This window comes from Minwuia sp. IMCC3060 (assembly GCF_029909435.1).
Lineage (GTDB): Bacteria > Pseudomonadota > Alphaproteobacteria > Minwuiales > Minwuiaceae > Minwuia.
In genome coordinates, this window is the sequence record NZ_CP123782.1 from 2,575,025 (window position 1) to 2,598,340 (window position 23,316).

Annotated in this window: 16 protein-coding genes; 7 read left to right on the plus strand and 9 right to left on the minus strand. The window is 65.8% G+C overall.

Features of this window, described 5'->3' with window-relative positions; all coding sequences use genetic code 11:
- Positions 1–188 precede the first annotated feature (188 nt).
- Positions 189–1,514 (plus strand): 3-phosphoshikimate 1-carboxyvinyltransferase, encoded by a 1,326-nt coding sequence (aroA, locus tag QGV54_RS12100; RefSeq protein ID WP_281016579.1) that lies wholly within the window; start codon positions 189–191, stop codon positions 1,512–1,514.
- Between the two features lie 10 nt (positions 1,515–1,524).
- Here aroA and QGV54_RS12105 read toward each other — a convergent pair whose 3' ends face one another.
- Genes QGV54_RS12105 through QGV54_RS12115 form a run of 3 tightly spaced genes read right to left on the minus strand, consistent with a single transcriptional unit; the run spans position 1,525 to position 4,231 of the window.
- The gene (locus QGV54_RS12105) at positions 1,525–2,034 is read right to left on the minus strand and encodes a hypothetical protein (RefSeq protein ID WP_281016578.1); all 510 of its coding nucleotides are present in this window, start codon (positions 2,032–2,034) and stop codon (positions 1,525–1,527) included.
- On the minus strand, positions 2,034–3,452 hold the full coding sequence (locus QGV54_RS12110) for a LutB/LldF family L-lactate oxidation iron-sulfur protein (RefSeq protein ID WP_281016577.1): 1,419 nt from the start codon (positions 3,450–3,452) through the stop codon (positions 2,034–2,036). Before QGV54_RS12110 ends, QGV54_RS12105 begins: the two co-directional genes overlap by 1 nt.
- Positions 3,452–4,231, minus strand: coding sequence for a (Fe-S)-binding protein (locus QGV54_RS12115; RefSeq protein WP_281016576.1), 780 nt, complete (start codon positions 4,229–4,231; stop codon positions 3,452–3,454). Before QGV54_RS12115 ends, QGV54_RS12110 begins: the two co-directional genes overlap by 1 nt.
- Before the next feature lie 526 nt (positions 4,232–4,757).
- On the opposite strand from QGV54_RS12115, the gene QGV54_RS12120 reads away from it, so the two are divergent.
- The 6 genes from QGV54_RS12120 (at position 4,758) to QGV54_RS12145 (ending at position 12,427) form a co-directional block, all read left to right on the plus strand.
- Positions 4,758–6,239: an AMP-binding protein gene (locus tag QGV54_RS12120; RefSeq protein ID WP_281016575.1), complete on the plus strand. Its 1,482-nt coding sequence runs from the start codon at positions 4,758–4,760 to the stop codon at positions 6,237–6,239.
- On the plus strand, positions 6,236–6,886 hold the full coding sequence (gene cmk / locus QGV54_RS12125) for a (d)CMP kinase (RefSeq protein WP_281016574.1): 651 nt from the start codon (positions 6,236–6,238) through the stop codon (positions 6,884–6,886). The genes QGV54_RS12120 and cmk overlap by 4 nt, the downstream gene beginning before the upstream one ends.
- A 95-nt stretch (positions 6,887–6,981) precedes the next feature.
- On the plus strand, positions 6,982–8,715 hold the full coding sequence (gene rpsA / locus QGV54_RS12130; protein ID WP_281016573.1) for a 30S ribosomal protein S1: 1,734 nt from the start codon (positions 6,982–6,984) through the stop codon (positions 8,713–8,715).
- A 112-nt stretch (positions 8,716–8,827) separates the two neighbouring features.
- Complete coding sequence (locus tag QGV54_RS12135; protein WP_281016572.1) at positions 8,828–9,808, plus strand: mitochondrial fission ELM1 family protein; 981 nt, start codon at positions 8,828–8,830, stop codon at positions 9,806–9,808.
- A 19-nt stretch (positions 9,809–9,827) separates the two neighbouring features.
- The gene (locus tag QGV54_RS12140; protein ID WP_281016571.1) at positions 9,828–10,472 is read left to right on the plus strand and encodes a 2OG-Fe(II) oxygenase; all 645 of its coding nucleotides are present in this window, start codon (positions 9,828–9,830) and stop codon (positions 10,470–10,472) included.
- Positions 10,473–10,480: 8 nt separating this feature from the next.
- Positions 10,481–12,427, plus strand: a complete 1,947-nt coding sequence (locus QGV54_RS12145) for a hypothetical protein (protein ID WP_281016570.1) — start codon at positions 10,481–10,483, stop codon at positions 12,425–12,427.
- 19 nt (positions 12,428–12,446) lie between these two features.
- Here QGV54_RS12145 and QGV54_RS12150 read toward each other — a convergent pair whose 3' ends face one another.
- The 6 genes from QGV54_RS12150 to QGV54_RS12175 form a co-directional block, all read right to left on the minus strand.
- Positions 12,447–14,039 carry a rhodanese-like domain-containing protein gene (locus QGV54_RS12150; RefSeq protein ID WP_281016569.1) on the minus strand — a complete coding sequence of 531 codons (1,593 nt, stop codon included), beginning with the start codon at positions 14,037–14,039 and terminating at the stop codon, positions 12,447–12,449.
- Positions 14,036–14,635, minus strand: coding sequence for a hypothetical protein (locus tag QGV54_RS12155; RefSeq protein ID WP_281016568.1), 600 nt, complete (start codon positions 14,633–14,635; stop codon positions 14,036–14,038). Before QGV54_RS12155 ends, QGV54_RS12150 begins: the two co-directional genes overlap by 4 nt.
- Positions 14,632–15,825 carry an aminotransferase class V-fold PLP-dependent enzyme gene (locus tag QGV54_RS12160; protein WP_281019920.1) on the minus strand — a complete coding sequence of 398 codons (1,194 nt, stop codon included), beginning with the start codon at positions 15,823–15,825 and terminating at the stop codon, positions 14,632–14,634. The genes QGV54_RS12155 and QGV54_RS12160 overlap by 4 nt, the downstream gene beginning before the upstream one ends.
- Positions 15,822–16,808 (minus strand): aldo/keto reductase, encoded by a 987-nt coding sequence (locus tag QGV54_RS12165; protein WP_281016566.1) that lies wholly within the window; start codon positions 16,806–16,808, stop codon positions 15,822–15,824. Before QGV54_RS12165 ends, QGV54_RS12160 begins: the two co-directional genes overlap by 4 nt.
- Before the next feature lie 270 nt (positions 16,809–17,078).
- A complete protein-coding gene (locus QGV54_RS12170; RefSeq protein WP_281019921.1) occupies positions 17,079–21,446 on the minus strand; it encodes a translocation/assembly module TamB domain-containing protein in 4,368 nt (1,455 codons plus the stop codon).
- A complete protein-coding gene (locus QGV54_RS12175; RefSeq protein WP_281016564.1) occupies positions 21,446–23,290 on the minus strand; it encodes an autotransporter assembly complex family protein in 1,845 nt (614 codons plus the stop codon). Before QGV54_RS12175 ends, QGV54_RS12170 begins: the two co-directional genes overlap by 1 nt.
- Between the last annotated feature and the right edge of the window lie 26 nt (positions 23,291–23,316).

Consider the following 23,316-nt stretch of genomic DNA (forward strand, 5'->3'; position numbering starts at 1 on the left):
CCTTGTCGGTTAAGCGAGCATGACCGGAGACCTCTCGGCCTCCACAGACGGGCCCAGCGATAGGCACCCGTCACACATGAAAATAAGTCTTCATTTCAGCCATTCAAGTCAGCAGTCGTGGCAAGGTGCCTGCGGCTGTGCTATCGCGCTGCCAGCCCCCGATACCTGAAGTACAAGGCCCACCCTCCGTGACCAGTCTGACAGCCCATCCCCTGAATGAAACCACCCTCGGCGGCGACCTCACCGCGCCGGGGGACAAGTCGATCTCCCACCGCGCCCTGATGTTCGGTGCCCTCGCCGTGGGGCGTACCCGCATCACCGGACTGCTGGAGGGGGAGGATGTCCGCGCGACCGCCGCCGCCGTGGCCACGCTGGGTGCAAGGGTCGAGCGGCTGGGACCCGGCGAATGGCAGGTCGACGGTGTCGGTGTCGGTGGACTGGCGGAACCGGAGACCGTGCTGGACCTCGGCAACTCCGGCACCGGTGCGCGCCTGCTGATGGGCCTGGTCGCAGGGCATCCGATCAGCGCCACCTTCACCGGTGACGCATCCCTGTCCGGACGGCCCATGGGGCGCGTGACGAAGCCCCTGCAGCAGATGGGCGCACGGTTCCAGGGTCGGGAGGGGGATCGCCTGCCGATGACGGTCACCGGCCCGGAAACAGTCATGCCGATCACCTATGACTCGCCTGTGGCCTCCGCGCAGGTGAAATCGGCCATCCTGCTGGCCGGACTGAACGCACCGGGTGTCACGACAGTCCGGGAGCCGAAGCCGTCCCGTGACCACACGGAAAACATGCTGCGCCAGTTCGGGGCGGAGGTCGTCAGCGAACCGGATGGCGCGGGCCGCACCGTGCGCCTGACCGGACAGCCGGAACTGTCACCACAGCAGATCGTGGTGCCGGGAGACCCGTCGTCGGCCGCCTTCGCGACCGTGGCCGCCCTGCTTTCCCCCGGCAGCAACGTGACAATCCGCAATGTCGGCATCAATCCGCTGCGCGCCGGGCTGTTCGATGTACTCAAGGCGATGGGGGGCAGGATCACCTTCACGGACCAGCGCAGCCAGGGTGGCGAGCCGGTGGCCGATCTGGTGATCCGGGGCGACCATCTGAACGGCACCACCGCACCGCCCGACAATGCCGCTGCCATGATCGACGAGTACCCGATCCTCTGCGTCGCCGCGGCCCTGGCGGAGGGGCAGACGGTCATGCGCGGGATCGAGGAACTGCGCGTCAAGGAAAGCGACCGCATCGCGCGCATGGTCGAGGGGCTGCGGGCGACGGGTGTCGCGGTGGAGGAGCATGAGGACGGCATGACCGTCACCGGGTCCGGCGGCAGGGCCCCGGCTGGCGGCTGCACCATCGACGCCGGACACGACCACCGCATCGGCATGTCGTTCCTGATACTCGGCCTGTTCTGCGAGAAGCCCATCACCGTGACCGGCGCGGAAACGATTGCCACCAGCTACCCGGATTTTGTCGGTCACATGACGGGGCTGGGTGCCAGGATCGGCTGACCGCCCCGCGCTATTCGGCAGACAGACGCGCCTGGCGGACGAACTGCCGCCAGTCGCCCTTGGGCGAGGAGCACAGGCGGTCGCTGCCGGACATGGCCATCAGGGCCAGCGCGCCGGCACGCCAGAGGCTGTCGAACAGTTCCGCATCGCTCGTCACGACCTCATGCAGCAGGCGTCCCTGCAGCGGACGGACAAAGCGCCGGCCGGCAAGGACAAGCGCCAGCAGCAGGGCGAAGAAGGTGATCGACCCCAGCGACATCTCGGAGCCCGCCACCGGCAGCATGATGGTGTTCAGTTCCAGGGCCTCGGCAAAGCCGAACCAGACCAGCAACAGGGCGAAGGACCCGAACAGGAACCGGTCCCTGATCTTCACCGCCCGGGGACCCACCCGCGCGACCAGCGCCTGATGGAAGGCGCCGTTGCGCCGGGCCTTGCGGTAGTTGACATGCATGCGCAGCACGCCGGTCTGCACCGCCGATTGCAGCCAGGAGACCAGGTCCGCGTCTTCACTGACAGTCATCAGCGCTCGCCAGCCGCCCAGCGGTCCATGAAGGTCCGCCCCTCCGGTGCCGGCATGTCGCGGCCACGGGTCCAGCCGGATGCGAGCGGCAGGCTCTCGAAGCGGCCGCCGCACACCGAACCTGCACGGCCCATCAGGCGCATCGCGATCCGGGTGGCGAAGCGGTAGAGCCTCGGGCGGCGGGCGAAGAAGGCCCAGGTCTTCACGCCGTAGCGTTCGGACTTCGCGCTGATCTTCTTCTCGAAAGCTTCCTCCCGCCAGTGCCGCATGATCGAGGGCAACGGGATGCGCATGGGGCAGACTTCCTGGCAGCGCCCGCAGAAGGTGGAGGCATTCGGCAGGTGATGCGCGTCCTCGATCCCGAGGAAATGCGGGTCCAGCGCCGCACCGATCGGGCCGGGATAGACCCAGCCGTAGGTGTGCCCGCCAACCGCCAGATAGACCGGGCAATGGTTCATGCAGGCACCGCAGCGGATGCAGCGCAGCATCTCCTGCTTCTTCGTGCCCAGCAGGTCGGAGCGGCCATTGTCCAGCAGCACCACATGGAAGCCACCCGGTCCGTCCAGGTCCCCGTCCCGCTTCGGCCCCGTCGAGAGGGTCGTGTAGGCCGACATCTCCTGCCCGGTCGCTGACCGCGCCAGCACGCGCAGGATCGTCGAGACGTCCTCCAGCGTCGGCACCACCTTGTCGATGGAGGAAATGACGACATGGGCCGGGGTCAGCATCTGGGTCAGGTCACCATTGCCCTCGTTGGTGACAATGATCGTCGACCCGGTCTCCGCGATCAGGAAGTTCGCGCCGGTGATCCCGACGTCGGCGTCGAAATACTTCTGTCGCAGGATCTCCCGCGCCTCGTTCACCAGATCCTCAGGCTCGGTCAGCCGTTCGGTCTTGCCGTACTTGCCGTGATGCTCGTGAAACAGGTCCGAGACCTGGTCCTTGGTCTTGTGCACGGCGGGACCGATGATGTGGCTCGGCGGTTCCTCCGCCAACTGGATGATGTACTCGCCGAGGTCGGTCTCGATGGGTTCGACGCCATTGGCCTCCAGGAAGGGATTGAGGGCGATTTCCTCCGCCACCATCGACTTGCCCTTGGTGACCGTCTTGGCGCCATAGTCCTTGCAGAGACCCAGGATGGTCTGGCGCGCCTCCTCCGCCGTGGCGCAGAAATGCACCGTGCCGCCCTGCGCCACCACCCGTTCCTCGAACCGTGCCAGATAGAAATCGAGGTTGGCCAGGATGTGGTTCTTCAGATCCACCGCCGCATCGCGCATGGCCTCGAACTCGTCCAGCCCCGCGGCTGCCCGGGAACGTGCGGCGACGAAACCGGTTTCCAGATTGCTGAGGGCCTGCCGCAGGTTCGGGTCCGCGATGGCCCCCTTCGCTGCATTCTTGAAGTTGAGCGCTTCGGACTGCATCAGATCTGCTCCGTTTCACCGATGGCGGGACGATCCGTCATGCCGGCCAGAACCTCGGCGACATGCCGCACCTGGATCTCGGAACCCTCCCGCTTCAGCCGACCGGCCATGTTCAGCAGGCACCCCATGTCCCCGGCCAGCAGCAGGTCTGCCTCCGTCGCCCGGATATCCTCCGCCTTGCGGGAGACCATCTCGACCGAGACATCCGCATACTTGATGCAGAAGGTGCCGCCGAAGCCGCAGCAGGTCTCGGCGGTCGGCAGTTCCTTCAGCGACAGGCCCTCGACCGTGCCAAGCAGACGGCGCGGCTGTTCCTTGATCTTCAGTTCACGCAGGCCGGAGCAGCTGTCGTGATAGGTGACGCTGCCCTGCAGCGCGGCATCCACCTCCGTCACTCCGGCGATATCGGTCAGGAAGGACACCAGTTCATGTGTCTTCGCCGCCAGTGCCTTCGCCCGCAGTTCCCAGTCCGCATCCCCCTCGAACAGGCGCGGATAATGGTGTTTCAGCATCCCGGCGCAGGAACCGGAGGGCGCGACCACATAGTCGAAATCCTCGAAGGCCGCGATTGTATTCCGCGCGATGGCCTTCGTATCCGCCCGGTCACCTGAATTGTAGGCGGGCTGACCGCAGCAGGTCTGCGATTCCGGTACCTCGACCGTGCAACCGGCATCCCGCAGCAGTTTCACGGCAGCGAAGCCCACCGTTGGTCGATAGAGATCAACCAGGCAGGTCACGAACAGGCCGACATTGGCCCGATGGGCGGATTTTGTGTTCATGCAGAACGTTATAGAGGGGTTCGGGGGCAGCGCAAATCGTGTCCTGAATCTCCCGGAATACGGTCGCAACGGGCGGCGCCATGTGTGATGGCCACTTCACCTTGGCGTGTGCCCTGAAATTGCCCCAATTCCGCCCCTTGGCGGGCTTTGCACGAGTTCACATATCAGGCTCAGGGACGGGCAGTCCGAACAGCACCACGCGTACGGCGTCCCCCTCCGCCGGTGATGCGGACGGGCTGCCCCGAACCGGCAAGAAGGACGACATGCGTTCCGGCGGGACCCTCAATCCCTCCTGCGACCCGATCTCGCCGGGACCATGACCCGTCCGCCGGTTCTGAAAACCCGGCCCGCTGCCTCGGTCGTACCCCCTCACGCACCGCTGGCAGCGGGCCACTTTCTTTCCCGGAAGCAATTCGCGATCACAAATCCCCAAGCCGCGGACAAACCAGCACCCCGCGCTTTCCCATTGCCAGCCGAAACCCTGCCAGCATAGGTTCTGCGGGTCTTCGGGGAGGGATTTGGGATCATGGTCGAACTGTCATTCGGAGCCAATCTGGCACGCTGGGCGAAGGAAGAGCCGGAGGCGCCGCTGGTCACGCACAACGGGCAGACCTGGACGGTGGCCGCATTTCATCGCTGGACCAACCGGCTGGCGCGGAAATATGTCGAACTGGGTGTGCGCCGCAACGACATGGTCACCATCGCCCTGCCCAATGGCGCCGAGTTCCTGGCCGCTGCCTTCGCGACGTGGAAGGCTGGCGGCATTCCCCAGCCGGTTTCCGCCCGGCTGCCGAAGATGGAGCGGGATGCGATCATCGACCTGGCGAAATCTGCGCTGGTGGTTGGCACAAGCGAGCCGACGCCCAATGGCGCTCCCACGCTGCCTACCGGTTTCATGCCCGATGACAATGCCGACGACAGCGACCTGCCCGACATCATCGCCGACTACTGGAAGGCGCCGACATCCGGTGGCAGCACCGGTCGTCCGAAGCTGATCGTCGCGGCTTCGCCGCCGCTGTGGGATTTCGATGCCGGTCTGCTGGCCGGGGGAGACAACAGCTGGCTGCTGCAACAGGACCACGACAATCACCTGGTCGTCGGGCCGCTGTATCACAACGGCCCCTTCATCTTCTGCATCCAGGCGCTGCTGAAACGCTCCCACGTCGTGGTCGCCGACCGCTTCGACGCGGAGCAGACACTGGCCCTGATCGAGCAGTACCGCATCAACTGGATGATGATGGTGCCGACGATGATGCAGCGCATCTGGCGGCTGGATGAGGCGGTGCGCAACCGCTACGACCTGTCCAGCCTGCGGGTCCTGCTGCATCTGGCGGCCCCCTGCCCCGTGTGGCTGAAGGATGTCTTCATCGAATGGCTGGGCCCCGACCGCATCTTCGAGCTGATGGGCGGCACCGAAGGCACCGGCACGACCTGGATCACCGGTCATGAGTCCATGCTGCGCAAGGGCTCCGTCGGGCGGCTGCGCGAGGGCTCGTCGATGCGGGTGGTGCGCGAGGACGGCACCGACTGCGAACCGAACGAGGTGGGGGAGGTCTTCCTGCGCCCCGATACCGGGCGCGGCACGACCTATCACTATCTCGGCGCGGAGAGCAAAGCCATCGAGGGAGGTTGGGAGAGCCTGGGCGACATGGGCTACGTCGATGCCGACGGCTACCTCTATCTGACCGACCGGCGCAAGGACATGATCCTGGCCGGTGGCGCCAACATCTATCCGGCGGAGGTGGAGGCGGCGATCGACCAGTTCCCCGGCGTCCGCTCCTCGGTGGTGATCGGCCTGCCGGACGAGGATCTGGGCAACCGCATCCATGGCATTGTCGATGCGCCCGGCGGAATTTCCCAGGACGAACTGGTGGCGTTCCTGGCGGAGCGGCTGGTGCGCTACAAGATTCCACGCAGCTTCGAGTTCGTGAACGAGCCCCTGCGCGACGATGCGGGCAAGGTGCGCCGCAGCGAGATGCAGCAGGCCAGGCTGGACGGCAAGGCATGACACCTGTGGTGGCCGTCGATGGACCGACCGCTTCCGGCAAGGGGACGCTGGCGCGGCGGCTGGCGGCGGATCTCGGCTTCGCCTATCTGGATACCGGCGGTCTCTATCGCGCGACCGCCCTGCGGCTGATCCGCGCCGGTGAAGATGGCAGCGATGTCGACGCGGCAGTGGCTGCGGCGCAGGGCATCACGCCCGGCGATCTCTCCGACCCCGCCCTGCGCGAGGAAGCGACCGGCAACATGGCATCGAAGGTTGCGGCCCTGCAGCCCGTGCGCGATGCCCTGTTCGCGTTCCAGCAGGCCTTCGCCCTGACACCGCCCGACGGGGCAGCAGGCGCGGTGCTGGATGGGCGAGACATCGGCACGGTGGTCTGCCCGGACGCGACGGCAAAGCTGTTCGTGACCGCAACGGCGGCCGCGCGCGCGGCGCGGCGCCATGCCGAACTGGTGGCCCGCGGAACCGACGTGACGCTGGAGAATGTGCTGCAGGATCTGCGCGCGCGGGACGAACGCGACACGAACCGCGCCACGTCTCCGCTGAAACCCGCAGCAGATGCGGACTTGCTCGATACAACGGAATTGGATATAGAGGCCGCGTTCTTCGCAGCCCGTAAGCTGGTTACGGCGCGGTTGGAGCGTCAGGCCTGAGGTCTGAATGTCCCGCCTGCAGAGTGCGAACGGCCCGATCGTAGCCAGGCAACTGGCAAATCCCAGCGAAGGGCCGCGAGAAAGGAAATCACTATATGAGCGACGTATCCGTCGGAGCTGCCGAGCAGTTCCCGGGACGGGAGGACTTTGCCGCCCTCCTGGACGAAACCTATGGCTCCGAAAGCAATCTTGAGGGCTCCGTCATTCGCGGAACCATCCTGGCCGTCGAGCACGACTTTGTCGTTGTTGACGTCGGCCTGAAGACCGAAGGCCGGGTTCCGCTGAAGGAATTCCAGGTCGGTGGCCGTCCCGCCGAAGTCAAGGTCGGTGACGAGGTCGAGGTCTATCTGGAGCGGATCGAGAACGGCATGCACGAAGCCGTCATCAGCCGCGACAAGGCCCGCCGCGAGGAAGCCTGGGCCAAGCTGGAGAAATCCTACGAGGTCAACGAGCGTGTCGAGGGCATGATCTTCGGCCGCGTCAAGGGTGGCTTCACGGTCGACCTGTCCGGCGCCGTGGCGTTCCTGCCCGGCAGCCAGGTGGACATTCGCCCGATCCGCGACGTGACCCCGCTGATGGGCACGCCGCAGCCGTTCCAGATCCTGAAGATGGATCGCCGCCGCGGCAACATCGTGGTGTCGCGCCGCGCCGTTCTGGAAGAGACCCGCGCGGAAGCCCGCAGCGAGCTGATCCAGCGCCTGGAAGAGGGCATGGTCTGCGACGGCGTGGTCAAGAACATCACCGATTACGGTGCGTTCGTTGACCTGGGCGGTATCGACGGCCTGCTGCATGTCACCGACATTTCCTGGCGTCGCGTCAACCACCCGAGCGAGGTGCTGACGATCGGCGAGACCATTAAGGTCCAGGTGATCAAGGTGAACAAGGAAACCCAGCGCATCAGCCTGGGCATGAAGCAGCTGCAGACGGATCCGTGGGACGGCGTTGCCGCCAAGTATCCGGTCAACGTCCGCTTCGACGGTCGCGTCACGAACATCACCGACTATGGTGCGTTCGTGGAGCTGGAGCCGGGTGTCGAAGGTCTGATCCACATCTCCGAGATGTCCTGGACCAAGAAGAACATCCATCCGGGCAAGATCGTCTCCACCAGCCAGGAAGTCTCCGTGCAGGTGCTGGAGGTCGATCCGGACAAGCGCCGTATCAGCCTTGGCCTGAAGCAGACCATGGACAATCCGTGGGATGCCTTTGCCGCCAGCCACCCGAAGGGCACGATCGTCGAGGGCGAGATCAAGAACAAGACCGAGTTCGGTCTGTTCGTCGGCCTGGAAGAAGAGATCGATGGCATGGTCCACATGTCCGACCTGTCCTGGGATGTCCCGGGCGAGCAGGCCATGAACGAATACGACAAGGGCGACATGGTCCGTGCCGTGGTTCTGGACGTGGACATCGACAAGGAGCGCATCAGCCTGGGCGTCAAGCAGATCGACAACGATCCGTTTGCCGATGCCAAGTCGATGAAGCGTGGCGAGACCGTCACCTGTTCCGTCGTGCGTGTCATGGAAGCCGGGCTGGAGGTCGAGACCTCGACCGGTCTGCCGGGCTTCATCCGCAAGAACGACCTCAGCCGTGATCGCTCCGAGCAGCGTCCCGACCGCTATGCGGTGGGCGACAAGATCGATGCGAACATCATCAGCGTCGACAACAAGACCCGCCGGGTCAACCTGTCGGTCAAGGCGCTGGAGTTCGCGGAAGAGAAGGAAGCCGTTGCCAACTTCGGTTCCTCCGATTCCGGCGCGAGCCTCGGCGACATCCTCGGTGCGGCCCTGAAGGCCCGCATGGAAGGTGGCGAGAACGAAGGCGACCAGTCGTAAGGGATTTCCCTGCGATCACATCGCTGACGAAGATCCCGGCGCTTCGGCGTCGGTGGAGCGCCGGGGCCAGCCATGCTGGCTCCGGCGTTTCCGTTTTTGGATGAATGCCAGGATGACACGCGACGATACCGACCTCCGGCCGACGACCTGGGCGCTGTGCGACGGCAAGCAGGGCATGGTGAACCAGTGTCTCGGCCTGGCTGAGGCGCTGGGCGTCACGCCATCGCTCCGCCAGCTCTCGATCCGGCAGCCATGGCGCAGCCTGCCGCCGCAACTGTGGCTCGCGCCGCTGAAGTCGCTGGCTGCGGATTCCGACCCCCTCACCCCGCCCTGGCCGGACCTGCTGATCGCGACCGGGCGTCAGACCGTGGCCCCGGCCATGGCCATCCGACGGCTTTCGGGCGGCGCGACATTCTGCGTCCAGCTCCAGAACCCAGGCGTCTCGCCGGCGCGTTTCGACCTGGTCGTGGCCCCGCGTCATGACCGCCTGACCGGCCCCAACGTGATCCAGACCTACGGTGCGCTCGGACGTGTGAGCCCGGCCCGGCTTGCCGAGGAAGCGGAACGGTTCAGGGCCGGCATCGGCGACCTGCCCCGGCCGCATGTGATGGTCTCTCTCGGCGGGGACAACAGCGTCTTCCGCATGACGGAGGCCGTGATCGACCGGCTCGCGGCGGATCTGCGGCAGCTTGTGGCAGAGACCGGTGCCGGACTGCTGCTCACCCCCTCCCGCCGGACCGACACGGCACTGGGGCAGAGGTTGCGAGCGGCGCTGCATGACCTGCCGTACCTCTGGCACGACGGCAAGGGCGACAACCCCTACCTCGGCTGGCTGGGACTGGCGGATGCGGTGGTCGTGACCGGCGACTCCGTCAATATGGTCTCGGAGGCCTGCGCCACCGGAAAGCCGGTCTTCGTGGTCGATCTGGAAGGCGGCAACGCCAAGTTCGCCCGTTTTCACGATGCCCTCAGCCGCGACGGACTGACCCGCCCCTTCCGGGGAAGGCTGGAAAACTGGACTTACTCTCCGCTGGATGATACCGCGATGGTCGCCAAGGCCGTGCGGGACAGGCTCGCTGATCGGCCGGCATGAGCCAGGAGGACAGGGTCCGATGACCCGGATCGAGATGGAGAGGTTGCGGGAAACCCCGCTGAAGACCGACCCTTACAGCTATGTGATGGTGGAGAACTTCGTCCCCGTCGACACACTCGAATCAATCGCCGAAGACTTTCCCGATCTGAATCTGCCGGGGTCGTTCCCCATCGAGGAACTGGAATATGGTCCCCGGTTCGCCGAACTGCTGGAGCGGCTGGCGCAGGATGACTTCCGCGATGCCGTCGCGGAGAAGTTCGACATCGACCTGACCGGCCGTCCGATGACCTGCACCGTGCGCGGTGCGGCCCAGCGCAAGGACGGGCAGATCCACACGGATTCGAAGACCAAGCTGATCACGGTCCTGATCTACCTCAATCCGCCCTGGCAGGCGGAAGGCGGGCGGTTGCGCGTGCTCCGCTCCGGCACCGACCTGAATGACTTCGCGGAGGAGATCGAGCCTTCGTCCGGCAACCTGCTGATCTTCAAGCGTTCGGATTCCTCCTGGCACGGCCATGAACCGTTCGAGGGCACCCGGCGCTCCATCCAGATCAACTGGGTGACCAGCCAGGCGGTAGCGGACAAGGAGAAGGCGCGGCACCGCGTCTCCGCCAAGCTGAAGCGTTTCAACCCGTTTGCCAGTCGCGCAAGCAGCATGCGATAGGTCCGACCATGACCCTCAATATCCAGACGTTCCGCAATGCCGACCACCGCGCGGGCTGGCGTCCCGGCAACAACTCCGGCGGCCTGACCCTGTTCAAGGCGCTGGGCCACCCGATCACCGCCGATCTTGCGAAAGGCTGGCGTGCCGCCCTGGCCGATGCGGGCCGGATCGCGATCTATGATCCGCTGGGCGACGCGGAGACGGTGGACGTGTTTCATGATCTGGCCGGGCTGTCGCCTGTCGCCTATCTGGTGCAGCAGATCGAGCATGTGGGCCGGGAAGCCTTTGGCCTGACCGCGCGTCCGGTGACCGAGATCGGTGACGATTTCGATACGCTGCTGATCACCGCCTTCGATGGCGGCAGCTTCCTGCAGCACCTGAAACACATCCTGCCCACCGGCAAGCGCATCGAGACGCTGGACCCGCTGCGGCTGCCCGAGACCATGCTGTCACAGCCGAAGGCCTACGTGGATGCGCTGAACTTCGCCACCAACTTCGGCTTCCTGCGCGACGGCGACGGCCTGCACACCCGCATCGTCACAGCCAACTACTGGTCCGGCTACGGGGCCGAGGATCCGGCACTCTGGTGCCGTCTGATCAGCGGCGACGGCGTGACGCTGGCGGAGTGGGAAGAGCCTCTGACCCGCCCGTTCGAGACCATCACCATCGACAGCGCCGAGGTACGGCAGCGCTTTGGCCTCGACGATTTCGCGGGCACCCTCTTCATGCATGCGGTGCGCATCAGGGGGCACGAGATCGTCAAATATGCGCTGGACGTCTATGGCGACGCGGCGGAGCAGTTGAGCTGTACCCATGACGCCAATGCCTGGCCCGCCGACCTCTATTCCGGCGTGCCTGCGCCCGACGAGAACGAGGACCTGATCCTCTGGGTGCAGAACAGCCATCCGATCGAGATTCCCGCCGGGGTGATCGGTTTCAACCTGGTCGGTGGCCAGGATGTCACCACCTACGACGAGAGCGTGCCCCCGTTCGGAACCGTCGCGGTCGATGTCGGCGCCATGCTGCCCGATGCCCGCTTCCCCGATCAGATCGAACTGCAGGCCGGGCGCTATTTCGTCCGTCCGCGTTATGAGGTGATCCAGCGTGCCTCGGGCCGCCGCCGCATCGCGCACGCGAACGTGGAACGGGTTGACCTGAAACCGGACCCCGATATCCGGGAGAACGCCCCCCTGTTCGGGAAGGGCTACATCATGCCCCTGCCGGTGCTGCCGGTGGATGAGTTCCGGACCTTCTGCCTGCCGACGCCGATGGCGGATACCCAGATGGAACTGCCGATCCGGGCCGACCTGATCGACGCCAACGGTACCTGCGTTGCCGAGAAGTTCCTCGGCCGGGTCGCGCGCCGCGACTCCATCGCCATCGATGTCGATGCCTGGATGAAGGAAGCCGCCGCCGAACTGCCCTCCGGCACCGGTCACGTGGAATTCCTCTATGACTTCCGCGATGGTGGCGAGGCGGACGGCTGGCTGCATGCCCTCGCCCGGGTCGAGCAGCGGGCCAGCGGCCATCGCGCCGAGACCATCTTCGGCGCGCACATGTTCAACATGCCGCTGGTCTTCCGCGACGAGCCGCAGTCCTATTCCGGTCGCCCGCCGGGCCTCTCCACCCGCCTGTTCCTGCGGCTGGGCGGCGAGACGGCGGATGCCATGTGTCACCTGCTCTACCCGGCGTCCCTGCCCTGGGCGCCGGAGTCCAGCACCGACCTGAACCTGTTCAGCGGCGCGGGCGAAATGGTGGTGACGAAGCGCATCGCGATTCCCTGCGGTGGCTCCCGCCACTGGCGCGTGTCAGAGACCTTCGACGCCGCTGACCTGAAGGCCGCCGGTCCGGACGCCTACGTCCAGATCCGCGACACCACCTGTCGCCTGTTCGGCTTCCACGGCCTGCTTCGCCCCGGCATCGCCTTCAGCCTGGACCACATGTTCGGCTATTGACCGGTCACAACCCGGCTGTTCAATCGAAGCGTCTGAACTCGACCAGTCCGTCGCGATTGACCTGCTCGACCAGACCGACTTCCCAGGTCAGGTAGTCTTCCATCGCCTGCCGGACGCCGCCCTGGTGGTCATAGGGTTTCCACCAGACGTCATCGGTGTCGGTCAGGGCGCGGTCGAGGCCGGGTTCCATGGGCTGACCGGCAGCGACCCAGGCGGCGGTTCCGCCTTCGAGGACGCGGACGACCAGATCCGGCCGCGCGGCGCGCAGTTCATGCGCCGCATAGTGGGCCAATCGGCCATCGGGGGAAGTCAGCAGGATCAGCCCGACATGCGCCAGCGCCACCATGCTCTCCGTCAGGCGTGAACGCACGGTCCAGTAGGCGTCCGGAATGTGTCCCTTGCGGAAGGTCAGGCTCTCCGTCAGGTCAACGACCGCTGCCGGTTCGCCCGAGTCGATGACGGCCTGCATCTCGGCGACCGAGAGTGTCTCCGCCGGTCGGAACAGGGCCGGTTCCACATCCACCGGGCCGACTTCCGGCGCGGTCGGCTGTTCGGCCAGCACATGCACGTCCGTCCAGCCAAGCTGGATCAGCCACGAAGCGGTCATGGTGGCGCGCACGCCATCCTCCGCATCCGCCAGCACGATCCGGGCATTGCGGGTGGCGACATATTCATCAGTCGCCTGCACCAGTTGTCCGCCCGGTGCGTGATGCGCGCCGGGCCAGTGACCGGCCTCGAACTCCTGCACCGTGCGCACGTCCAGCAGGCAGGTGGTGCGGTCCGTCTCGGCCTGCCAGCGGGCCACCGTGGCGCTGTCCGTCCGGCGCACACCAAAGCGGTCGGCGACATGCGCGGCACGGTCCTTCGCGGCCTGCAGCGCCTCCCCTTCCGGCTCAGGCGCATGTTCGGTCTCCCCGCTGGCGCAGGTCAGTCCCGCCAGTTGCCAGCCCATGGTGCCATCCTTCAGCGCCATGACCGGATTGGGAATGCCGGCATTGATCAGCGACTGGCTGCCGATGATGGAACGGGTGCGACCGGCGCAATTGACCACCACGGTGGTGTTCGGATCAGGGGCGAGCGTATGGACACGATAGACCAGCTCCGCCCCCGGACAGTCCACACCGCCGGGGATCGACATGCGGTTGAATTCGGGCATCGGACGGCTGTCGAGAATGACGAGGTCCATGCCGCTGTCCTTCATCCGCTGAAGTTCCGCCGCCTCGATACGTGGTGTGTCGTAGTGATGTTCGACGAATTCACCGAAAGCCTTCGAGGGGACATTGACGCCGGAGAAGACCTCGTATCCCTCCGCCCGCCAGCCCGCCGTTCCGCCGACCAGCACGGAAACATCCGAATAGCCCATATCCGCCAGCCGGGTAGCGGCGCGTTCCGCCAGTCCCTTGTCCGACGGGCCATGGTCCGTCACCACCACGGGCACCGTCCGACGCGGCACCATGCGCGGCGCGCGGAATTCCAGATGGCTCAACGGGATGCAGGCGGCGAGGAACAGATGCTCCCTGGAGAAGGCGCCTTCCTCCCGCACGTCGATCAGGGCGATTTCCTGCCCGTCGGTCAGACGGGCGCGCAACGCCGGGGCTGTCAGGCTCTTCATGCCGGCATCGGCAGATCGCGAATGCCTTCGGAGGCGGGGAAATGCTTCCATTCACCGGTCTCGGGCTTGTAGTAGCGGCGATGCTCCAGCTGCTCCAGCGCCAGCCCGTACATGTGGAAATTCAGCACCGGTTCGGAGCCGTCGATATGGATCGAGTGCAGATCGTCCGGCATCAGCGCCAGCCCGGTCCCGGCCTCGACGACGAACTGGTCCTTCTCCGCCACACCGCCATCATCGGCAGGATCATAGAGACGGTTCAGTTCCTTGCCTTCCATGCCCACGATCACCGCCCAGGTGGTGTGATCATGCGCCGGGGAGTTGGTGCCGCCCATGGAGAGCTGTGCATAGAGCGCGAAACGGTGGTCTGCATCCTCCGACAGGCGATAAAGCGCGTTCTTGCGCTCCGTCGTTGCCTCCGGTGGCGGAAAGTCCTCCAGCGGGAACAGGTCCCGGCGCTTGGCCAGTTCGATCAGCACATCGCGCATGTCGGCGATGGACTGGCGGGTGACCCCTTGCGCGACCTCGATCGCACGTACCTGCATCATGGCCGCCTTGACGGCGTTGTCGCGTGCCGCTGCCCGTTCCTTGGGTGTCATTGTTGCCTCCCAGCTTCCTCCGCGACCGCTTCGACGAAGCGGTCAATCTCCACTTCAGTATTGTAGTAGTGAACGGAGGCGCGGACGAGTCCGCTGATCCGTCGCCGTTCCATGTCGATCCGCGTGCTGCTCGGTGTGCTGGTGGTGACGTTCATCTGTCGGGCGAAGAGTGCCTGTTTCACCGCCAGCGGCTCCATGCCGTCAACCGTGAAGGTCGTGATTCCGCAGCGGTCCCGCCCCAGATCGTGCACCCGCACACCGGCAGTCTCGGCCAGTCGCGCGCGGAGTTGTTCGGCCAGCCCTGTCACACGTGCCTCGATCTCCGCAATACCCACATCCAGCATGTAATGGACAGCGACACCCAGTCCGATGCGCCCGGCCTCGTTGAACTCCCAGTTCTCGAACCGCCGGGCACCGGATTGCCACTCCAGCGATTCGCGGGCGGTCCAGGTGGCCGAGTGCAGGTCGATCACCGGTGGCTCGAACCGCGCGGCGACTTCCGGCCGGGCATAGAGGAAGCCGGTCCCCCTGGGGCCGCGCAGGTACTTCCGCCCTGTCGCCGTCAGGAAATCACAGCCGATCTGCTGCACATCCAGCACCCGCTGCCCCGCCGACTGGCAGGCATCCAGCAGATAGGGAACACCTGCCGCACGGGTCAGCTTTCCTATCTCCGCCGCCGGATTGACCAGCCCGCCGTTGGTCGGGACATGCGTCACCGCAACCAGCGCAACCCCGCCGCCGTCCAGCATCCGCGACAGCGCCGCCACGTCCAGCACCCCATCCGCATCGCTCGGCACCACCTCGACGGAGACACCCTTCTGCGCCGCGACCTTCAAGTAGGTCAGATAGTTGGAGGCATATTCCGCCTCCGCCGTCAGGATGCGGTCACCGGGCTTCATGCGGTCGGCCACGGCGAAGAACGCCTGGTTCCACGCCACGGTCGCATTCTCCATGACGGCCACATCGCCTGCGTCACAGTTCAGGTACCGGGCGATGGCGCTGTAGGTCCGGTCAATGGAGGAACGTGCCCGGTCCGCCGCCTCGTAACCGCCGATCGCGGCCTCCAGATCCAGATGGTCCTTCACCGACTGCAACACGGGCGCGGGCATCAGCCCGGCGCCCGCATTGTTGAAGTGCAGCACGTTGGCCACGCCCGGCGTCTCCGCCCGGCAGCGGTCGATGTCGATCACTGGTGCCCCTTCACGTCATTGGGGCGATAGGCGTCCCGGATCACCTGCATTTCCTCATCGGTCAGTTCCAGAGAGAGCGCCGCCAGGGCATCCGCCATGTGGCCGGGCTTGGAGGCACCGATGATCGGGGACGTGATCGCCGGATTGGCCAGCACGAAGGCCAGCGCCACCTGCGCCATGGGCACTCCGCGCGCGTCTGCAACGTCTCCGACCGCGTCGGCCACGGCAAAGTCCTCGTCACGTCCGAAGACACGGGCCGCGACCGGATCAGACGTCGCACGCGCCGTGTCACCGATGGTCTTCTCCGCGTGCCGCCGGGTCAGGAAACCACGTCCCATCGGGCTCCAGGGGATAAGGCCGACACCGGTTTCATGGCAGAACGGAATCATCTCCCGCTCCTCCTCCCGATAGACCGCATTGTAGAAGTTCTGCATCGACACGAACTTCGTCCAGCCGTTCATCTCCGCCACATGCTGCATCTGGATGAACTGCCGCGCCCACATGGACGAGGCACCGATGTAGCGGACCTTGCCCGCCTTCACGCAGTCGTGCAGCGCCTCCATCGTCTCCTCGATGGGGCTCTGATAGTCGAAGCGGTGGATCTGGTAGAGATCGACATGATCGGTGCCAAGCCGTTTCAGGCTGCCGTCGATGCTCTTCATGATGTGCTTGCGCGAGAGACCGCGGTCATTGCGGTCGTCGCTCATAGGGTTGAAGACCTTGGTCGCGATCACCTGGGTATCGCGGGAGCCGAGCTGCTTCAGCGCCCGCCCGGTCACTTCCTCCGACGCGCCGAGCGAGTACATGTCGGCGGTGTCGAAGAAGTTGATGCCGGCTTCCCAGGCCTCCCGGAAGAAGGGCATCGATTCATCTTCACGCAGCACCCAGCTGTGATTGCCCTTCGAGGGATCGCCATAGGTCATGCAGCCGAGACAGAGGCGACTGACCTTCAGACCCGTGTTACCCAGACGTACGTATTTCATGATTCTTTTCCCCTGCCCCAAGAGACTGACTGATCGGGCCATCATCGCGCGCGGGCGGTGTCGGGTCCAGTTCCGGGAGGGAATTTCGAAAGGGGGCGGGGGACATGTCGCGAGGGGGAGGGAGTGACATGCCCCCCGCACCAGTCATGGTCTTGGGGGAGACCGGATGCCTGATGAACTGAACCACAGGCAACTCTGAGACTGTTACGCCCCGTGGCAGGGACCGGATCACCGGTCTCAGGAAAAGCAGGAACTTTTTTTCCGGATGGCTCAGTAACGCCGTTCCCATGTCAGGCCGGTGCTGCCACCGCCGCCGCGACCGACCTCCGCATCGACCTTCAGGTTGGGCAGCACGTCGATCTCCACGACAACGCTGCCGGCCTCCGAGTCCAGCGACTGCTTCGCCCCGACATAGACCCCTTCCCGCACGTACCGGCCGACCGCGACGGAGCCGGAGGAGTCCGGGTCGGCGCCTTCCTCCACACGCAGGACGTCGAGGCCCACGGCCTCCCGCAGCTTGTCGGTTGCCCCGTCACCGCCGTTGGTCAGGGTATTGATGCTCTGCGCAAGCTGGATTGCCTCCAGCGGGCTCATGGATTGGGCCGACTTGTCGAACAGCAGACGCGGCAGCACCTCATCCTCCGGCAGTTCGGGGGTCGAGGAGAAGGCAATCTCGGGCTTCGCCGGGCTGCCGGAGATGCTGATCGTGCCTTCCATGTCACCGCTCTGGCGGGTCAGCGCGATGTTGAAGCGCGGTTGCATGTCCCCGGTCAGCCCGATCTCCCCGGTCGAGACCTGAAAGTCCTTGCCCAGCAGGGAGAGATGACCGCGCACGACGCCGATGTTCACATCCACCTGCGGTTCCGGCAGGTGGCCCATTACCGTGACCTTGCCGCTCCATTCACTGTCGAGGCCCCGACCGCGCACGAACAGCCGCGCGGGGGCATCGACCACCACATCCAGCGCCACGGGCAGTTCATCCACCGGTTCCTCGCCGGAATCACCGGTTGGCGCGGCATCGCTGTCCCGCGCCAGTTCGATATCGACAACACTGGGCGGCAGGTTATCGGTTATGAGGCGGATCTCGCCCTCGTCAATCGTCGTCCGGTTCACCACCTGCACCAGACTGCCGTCCCAGGTGACATCGGTATTGCCGGAAACCAGGATCGTCGCCTCCTCCCGACTGACCGCGCGCAGCCTGTCGAGTGTGACCTTCACGCTGGCCCGCCGATCTGCGCCCAGCAACCGCGCCGTGCCACTGCCGCTCACGCTTCCGCCCGCCGGATCGACAGCGGACAGTTCAAGTTCTCCCACACCGCTGTCGGCGAAGGCCGTGGTCAGTGTGAGGCGTTCCAGGATCGTGCCGGTCATCAGGTTCTCGTAGCGGCCATCGGAGATCGCGACGTTACCCTGCATGACGGGAGCCCCGATGGTGCCGGAAACATCCACGGCAACACTGGCCGTGCCTTCAAGCAGGTGATCCCCCTCCGGCAGCAACTGCATCAGCTTTGCCAGGCTTCCGGTCCAGTCGATGCTGCCCTGCAATGCGCCGCCCGGTGCGGGTTCCGGCAGGAATGTCCCCTGCCCCTGTCGGACCTCCGCACTGACTTCTGCCACCAGGGGGGATTCGAATGGACCTGTAATGCGGGTACCGGCCCGCGCGGTCTGCCCGTTCCAGTTGGCATCGAGCGCGATGTCGAAGCTTGCACCGATCTCGTCGCCGGGGGGGTGCAGGTCATCAACCTGCACCGACAGCCTGGCCTTCTCATCCGCCGCCGTGCTGTCAAAGCGCACATCGGCTGCCAGCATGCCCTGCAGACCGCCAACGCCGCCAATCGCGGCCAGCGGTCCCAGCGGCAGAGCACTGATCCGGGCCGTGGCGTCCAGCAGGTCAGGCGCGTAGCGCGCATCTGCAATCACTTCACCGCCAAAGGAGGTGCCCAGCCGCAGCCCTGAAAGCACGATGGTCTCACCCACCCGGACACTGAATGGCTGCACGGCCTCGATGGCCGCTTCATTGCCTTCGAGACGCAGGTTCTCGACATCGATCAATGGGCCTTCCGCACCGGCAAGATCAGCCACGATACGGGTGGTCAGGCGCGCTGGTTCAGGTTCGGTCGCAGACACGCTGAGGTCGATGGTCGGGCGTGAGAAGGTACCTCCGATCCGGGCCTCCGTCTTCCCGATCCGTGCCCCATCTGCCCGAATGTCCTGCACGGTCAGATCACCCTGCATGGTCGGCGTCGGAGAGAGCAATGCCGCGAGGTGCATTGCCAGACGCACCTCCGCCACGGTCGCGCCCGCGTCGGTGGCTTCCAGACGCTGCAGCGTCACATCGATGTCCGCGCCGTGATCCTGTCCTTCGGGCTGCACCGTCACGGTCGCATTCAGGGCACCGGCAAGCGGGACGTCGAACAGGGCGGCGATACGCGAAAGCTCGTCACTTGCCGCCGTCAGATTGGCGCGATAGCCCGGTGTGCTCAGGTCAGCGGAGGCGTTGCCCTCCAGCGTCAGCCCGGCGAGCGAGACGGAGAGCGACGGCACGTCAGCCTGCTGGAACGCATTGCGCATGGCGAGCCGCAGATCGACATCCAGCACCTCCTCACCCCACTGGCCGTCCAGGCTCAGGTTGCCGGACGGATCGGTGGCCAGATCACTGAAGTCATAGGCCAGCACAGGCCCGGCGAGTCTGATTTCGTCACTGCCGACGGCGGCCAGTTCCAGGCGGCCCTGGGTGCGCGGGGCGTCCGCCGTGCCGGAGACCCTGCCGCGCAGGCGGATGGGGCCTTCGATCAGCACCCCTTCCGGCACCAGACCGCCCGGGACCGCCGCCATGTCCAGCCCGTACTCACCCTTCACCGAACCGGCGGCATCCAGGCCCGCATCAATGGTCAGGGCAGGCCCGGACGCGGTGGCAACCGAGAGATCGAGCATCGCCGCACCTGCCGCAAGCGGCCGTGCAGTAGCTGTCAGCTTCACATTCGGCCCGACGGCCGACTGGATCACGTCGTCGATGAACGAGAGACCGGTGAGACCGCCTGCCAGACGTATCTCACCGCCACCTTCCGGGACAACACCATCCGCGGTGACGACCAGCCGGGCACTGCCCTGACGGAGGGCCGCATCAGCGCCGGGCAGCTTCGACAGCTCCGGCACCAGCAGCACGAGTTCCCCATCGATCTTCGGCTCCGGCAGGGGCGTCGAGACGTCGCCGGACAGGCCAAACGCCGCCGCCGTCAGATCCAGGGCCGTGACACGGGCCTGTGCGGCGCCTGCCGTCACATGCGCCGTCAGACGGGGCGACGGCCCAAGCAGGACATCCAGTCCGGGATCGCCGAGCGATGGTTCGGTCAGATCGACGGCGACATCCCCGTCGAAGTCGGCGTCCTTCAGGCCCCCGGTGACCTTCAGGCTGATGGCTCGTGCGCCCATGTCACCGAACGCGGGCTCGCGAAGGTCTGCCGCAACCGAAAGATCAGGACTGTCCAGCGCGCCACTGACCTGGGCCTCGATCCGCGCGGCACCGAATGTTGCACCGGCCAGCAGCGCGTCCAGCGCAGGATGGCGATGCACATCCACGGTGCTGCCAAGATTGACCGTCCCGGCATCGAGATCGACTGAACCGCTGGCACTGAGGGAGGCAGAAGCCGTCGAGACTTCCAGACGGGCAAGCTGCAGTTCGGTTTCATCGGCCCCGTGCGCCGCCAGTCGGAACGGGATCGTCTCCCCGGTCAGGTCGGTCGGCACGGGTGCCGCCGCCAGCAGATTGGCAACACCATCCGCATCCAGTGCCCAGCCCGTCGCCGGGTCGGCGCTGAGTCGCAGGCCCAGCAGCAGGTCGGCAACACGCTCCACCGTCAGCGAGAGGTCTATGGTGGCGGAACCGAAGGGACCGCCCCCCTCCACATTCAGATACAGGCGTTCATCGGTGGTGATCCCCAGCGGCTCCGACAAGGGCGCAAGGACAGGCAGGTCGGCGGCCATGGTGATCCGCGACTGCCGCGTGCCGAAGTCCAGCGCCACGTCCACGCGGGCGAAGCTCGCCTTCAGATCCAGTGGCTCGACATTCAGGGTGACGCGCTGATCGGTGCCGGCATCACGTACCGAACCTTTGACCGAGAAACGGGCGCCGCCCGGCACCAGGTCATCGCCCAGCGACAGGGCATCGACGCGCAGCAGGTCAAGCCTTACGGGCAGCGGCGCACGCGGCCATTCAAAGGATTCCAGCAGGGGTGTCGGATCGTCCGGTTCCGGCTCCACCGGCACGGAACCAACCGGCGCGCGACTGACATCGACGCGCGCGACAGTCAGGCTCTCGACCGTCAGGGCACCGCCGAGCAGCGCACCCAGATCCCAGTCCAGCGCCAGGTCATCCAGCGTCAGCCAGACGCCCTCCCCGTCGGCCATCTGCAGACGGCCCAGATGGATCACACCTGCATCGTCACGGCGAAAGCCGCTGGCCGCGATCTCCATTTCGCCCGGTGTGCTCGCCGCCGCCAGCCCCTGATCCAGCGCCGCGGTCCAGCTATCCTCCCCCGCCACCTCCAGAAACCAGAACAGGCCGACCAGAAGCAGCAGGACCGGTGTCAGCAGCACCGCCAGCGACCAGAGCAGTATCTTGCGCAGACGACGCCACATCAGAACGCCTGTCCGAGGCTGATGTAGAACTCGAACAGACTGTCACCCGCGCGCCGATGCAGCGGGAAGGCCAGATCGAAACGGATCGGTCCGACGGGGCTGTAGTACCGCAGACCACCCCCCACGCCGACGTTCACCCGCTCCTTGAAGTTCGGAAACGGCTCTTCCTCGACAACGCCCGCGTCCACGAACGTGACGAAGCCGAAACTGTCCGTGACCTTGATCCGTGTCTCCAGCCCGGTCTCGGCCAGGAACCGGCCACCGGTCTCGTCGCCGAGATCAACCGGAGAGATGGAGCGGAAACCGAAGCCGCGTACCGAACTGCCGCCACCTGCGAACAGAAGCTGGTTGACCGGCACATCCTGCAGATCACCGCTGAGGATGGAGGAGACCCGTGCGCGGGTGGCGAGCACCAGACTGTCCTTGCCGATGACCGGCAGGTAGTAGGAACCACCGGCGGAGACCGATCCGAAATAGGTCGGCGAGCCGTCATTCAGGCCCATGTAGGGCGTGGCGGAAAGGAACAGCTTGTGCCCCCTCGTCGCGTTCAGGGGATCATCGGTACGTACCTGCCGCGCGGTGAGTGGCAGGCCGACCAGATAGGCCGTGTCGCTCTCGACATCGGTCTCGGTCAGGGAGACACTGCCCTTGATCGCACCACTGACGGTCCAGCCGTCCTCCAGACCCGTGCGCATGCCGACCTGCACCTCGGCGGCCTGTTCGTCAAAGGCGTCGTCGAAGGTATTGCGCACCTCCGCGCCCTCGAAGACCGTCCAGCGTGCCGAAGGGTAGCGCGGGCGCGATAACTCGGCGGAGAGCTTCTGCTCGTCCAGCGACAGGTCCAGTTCGGTGCGCAGATCCTCCGCCCGGCCAAACAGGTTGCGGTGCCGCCATCCGGCCCGGAGACCGGGACCCCGATCGGTGTCATAGCGGACACTGCCGCTGATGGACTTCGCCTTGGCCTCGCTTGCCTTCACGGTCACGGGCTGTGCGCCGTCCGCCACGTTCTCGCCCGGCTCGTACGCTGGCAGCCGCACGCTGACCGTCTTGAACAGGCCAGTGCTCGCCATCCGTTCCTGCAACTGATTGAGCTGGGAGCGGGCGACCGGTGCATCCCTGTCCCAGGTGATCATTTCCCGCAGGTAATCCTGTTCTACGCCCGTCTCGCCTTCGATGATCAGGTCGCCGTAGGTGATGTAGGGGCCACTGCGGAAGGTTGCCGTGACGTCCAGTGTGCCGGCTTCGCTGTTGGCGCGGGCGACACGGGAATCAAATGCCGCATGCGGGAAACCATGTTCCTGCAGATAGGTGACGATACGGGCTTCCGCTTCCACGATGCTCTCACCGTCCGCCACGATCCCGGCGGGCATTTCCGCGGTCGCGTCAAGTACTGCTGCTTCTGGCAGGGTCGGGCGCGTCTTGCGGAACGCAATGCTGTAGCTGCCGATCGTGAACAGCGCGCCGGGTTCCGCCCGGAAGGTGACATCGGGTGATGGGCCGTCCGCAACCTCGGTCGTGACCTTGGCGTCATAGTACCCGCTGGCCCGCAGGATGCGCTGCAACTCGCTGATGTCCCCGTCGGCACGGCGCTGCAGCGCAGCCGTGCTGCGCACGCCACGGGACTGCAGCGTGAAGGTCTTCAGGACCCCGCGCGCGACCGCGTCAAGGTCCTTGTCACCGGGCAGCCCCACGATCTCCGCTGTGTAGGTGATGTCGCCCAGACGGGTCTGCTGCGCCGACTCTTCGCCGCCCGTGATCTGATCCAGGCCAACCGTTTCACAGCCCGCGAGCGCAAGAAGGGCCAGACAGAGGCCCAGGATGCGTGCACGACCTGGCAGGTTCAATGTCAGGCAGTTGAGCGAAATCGGGA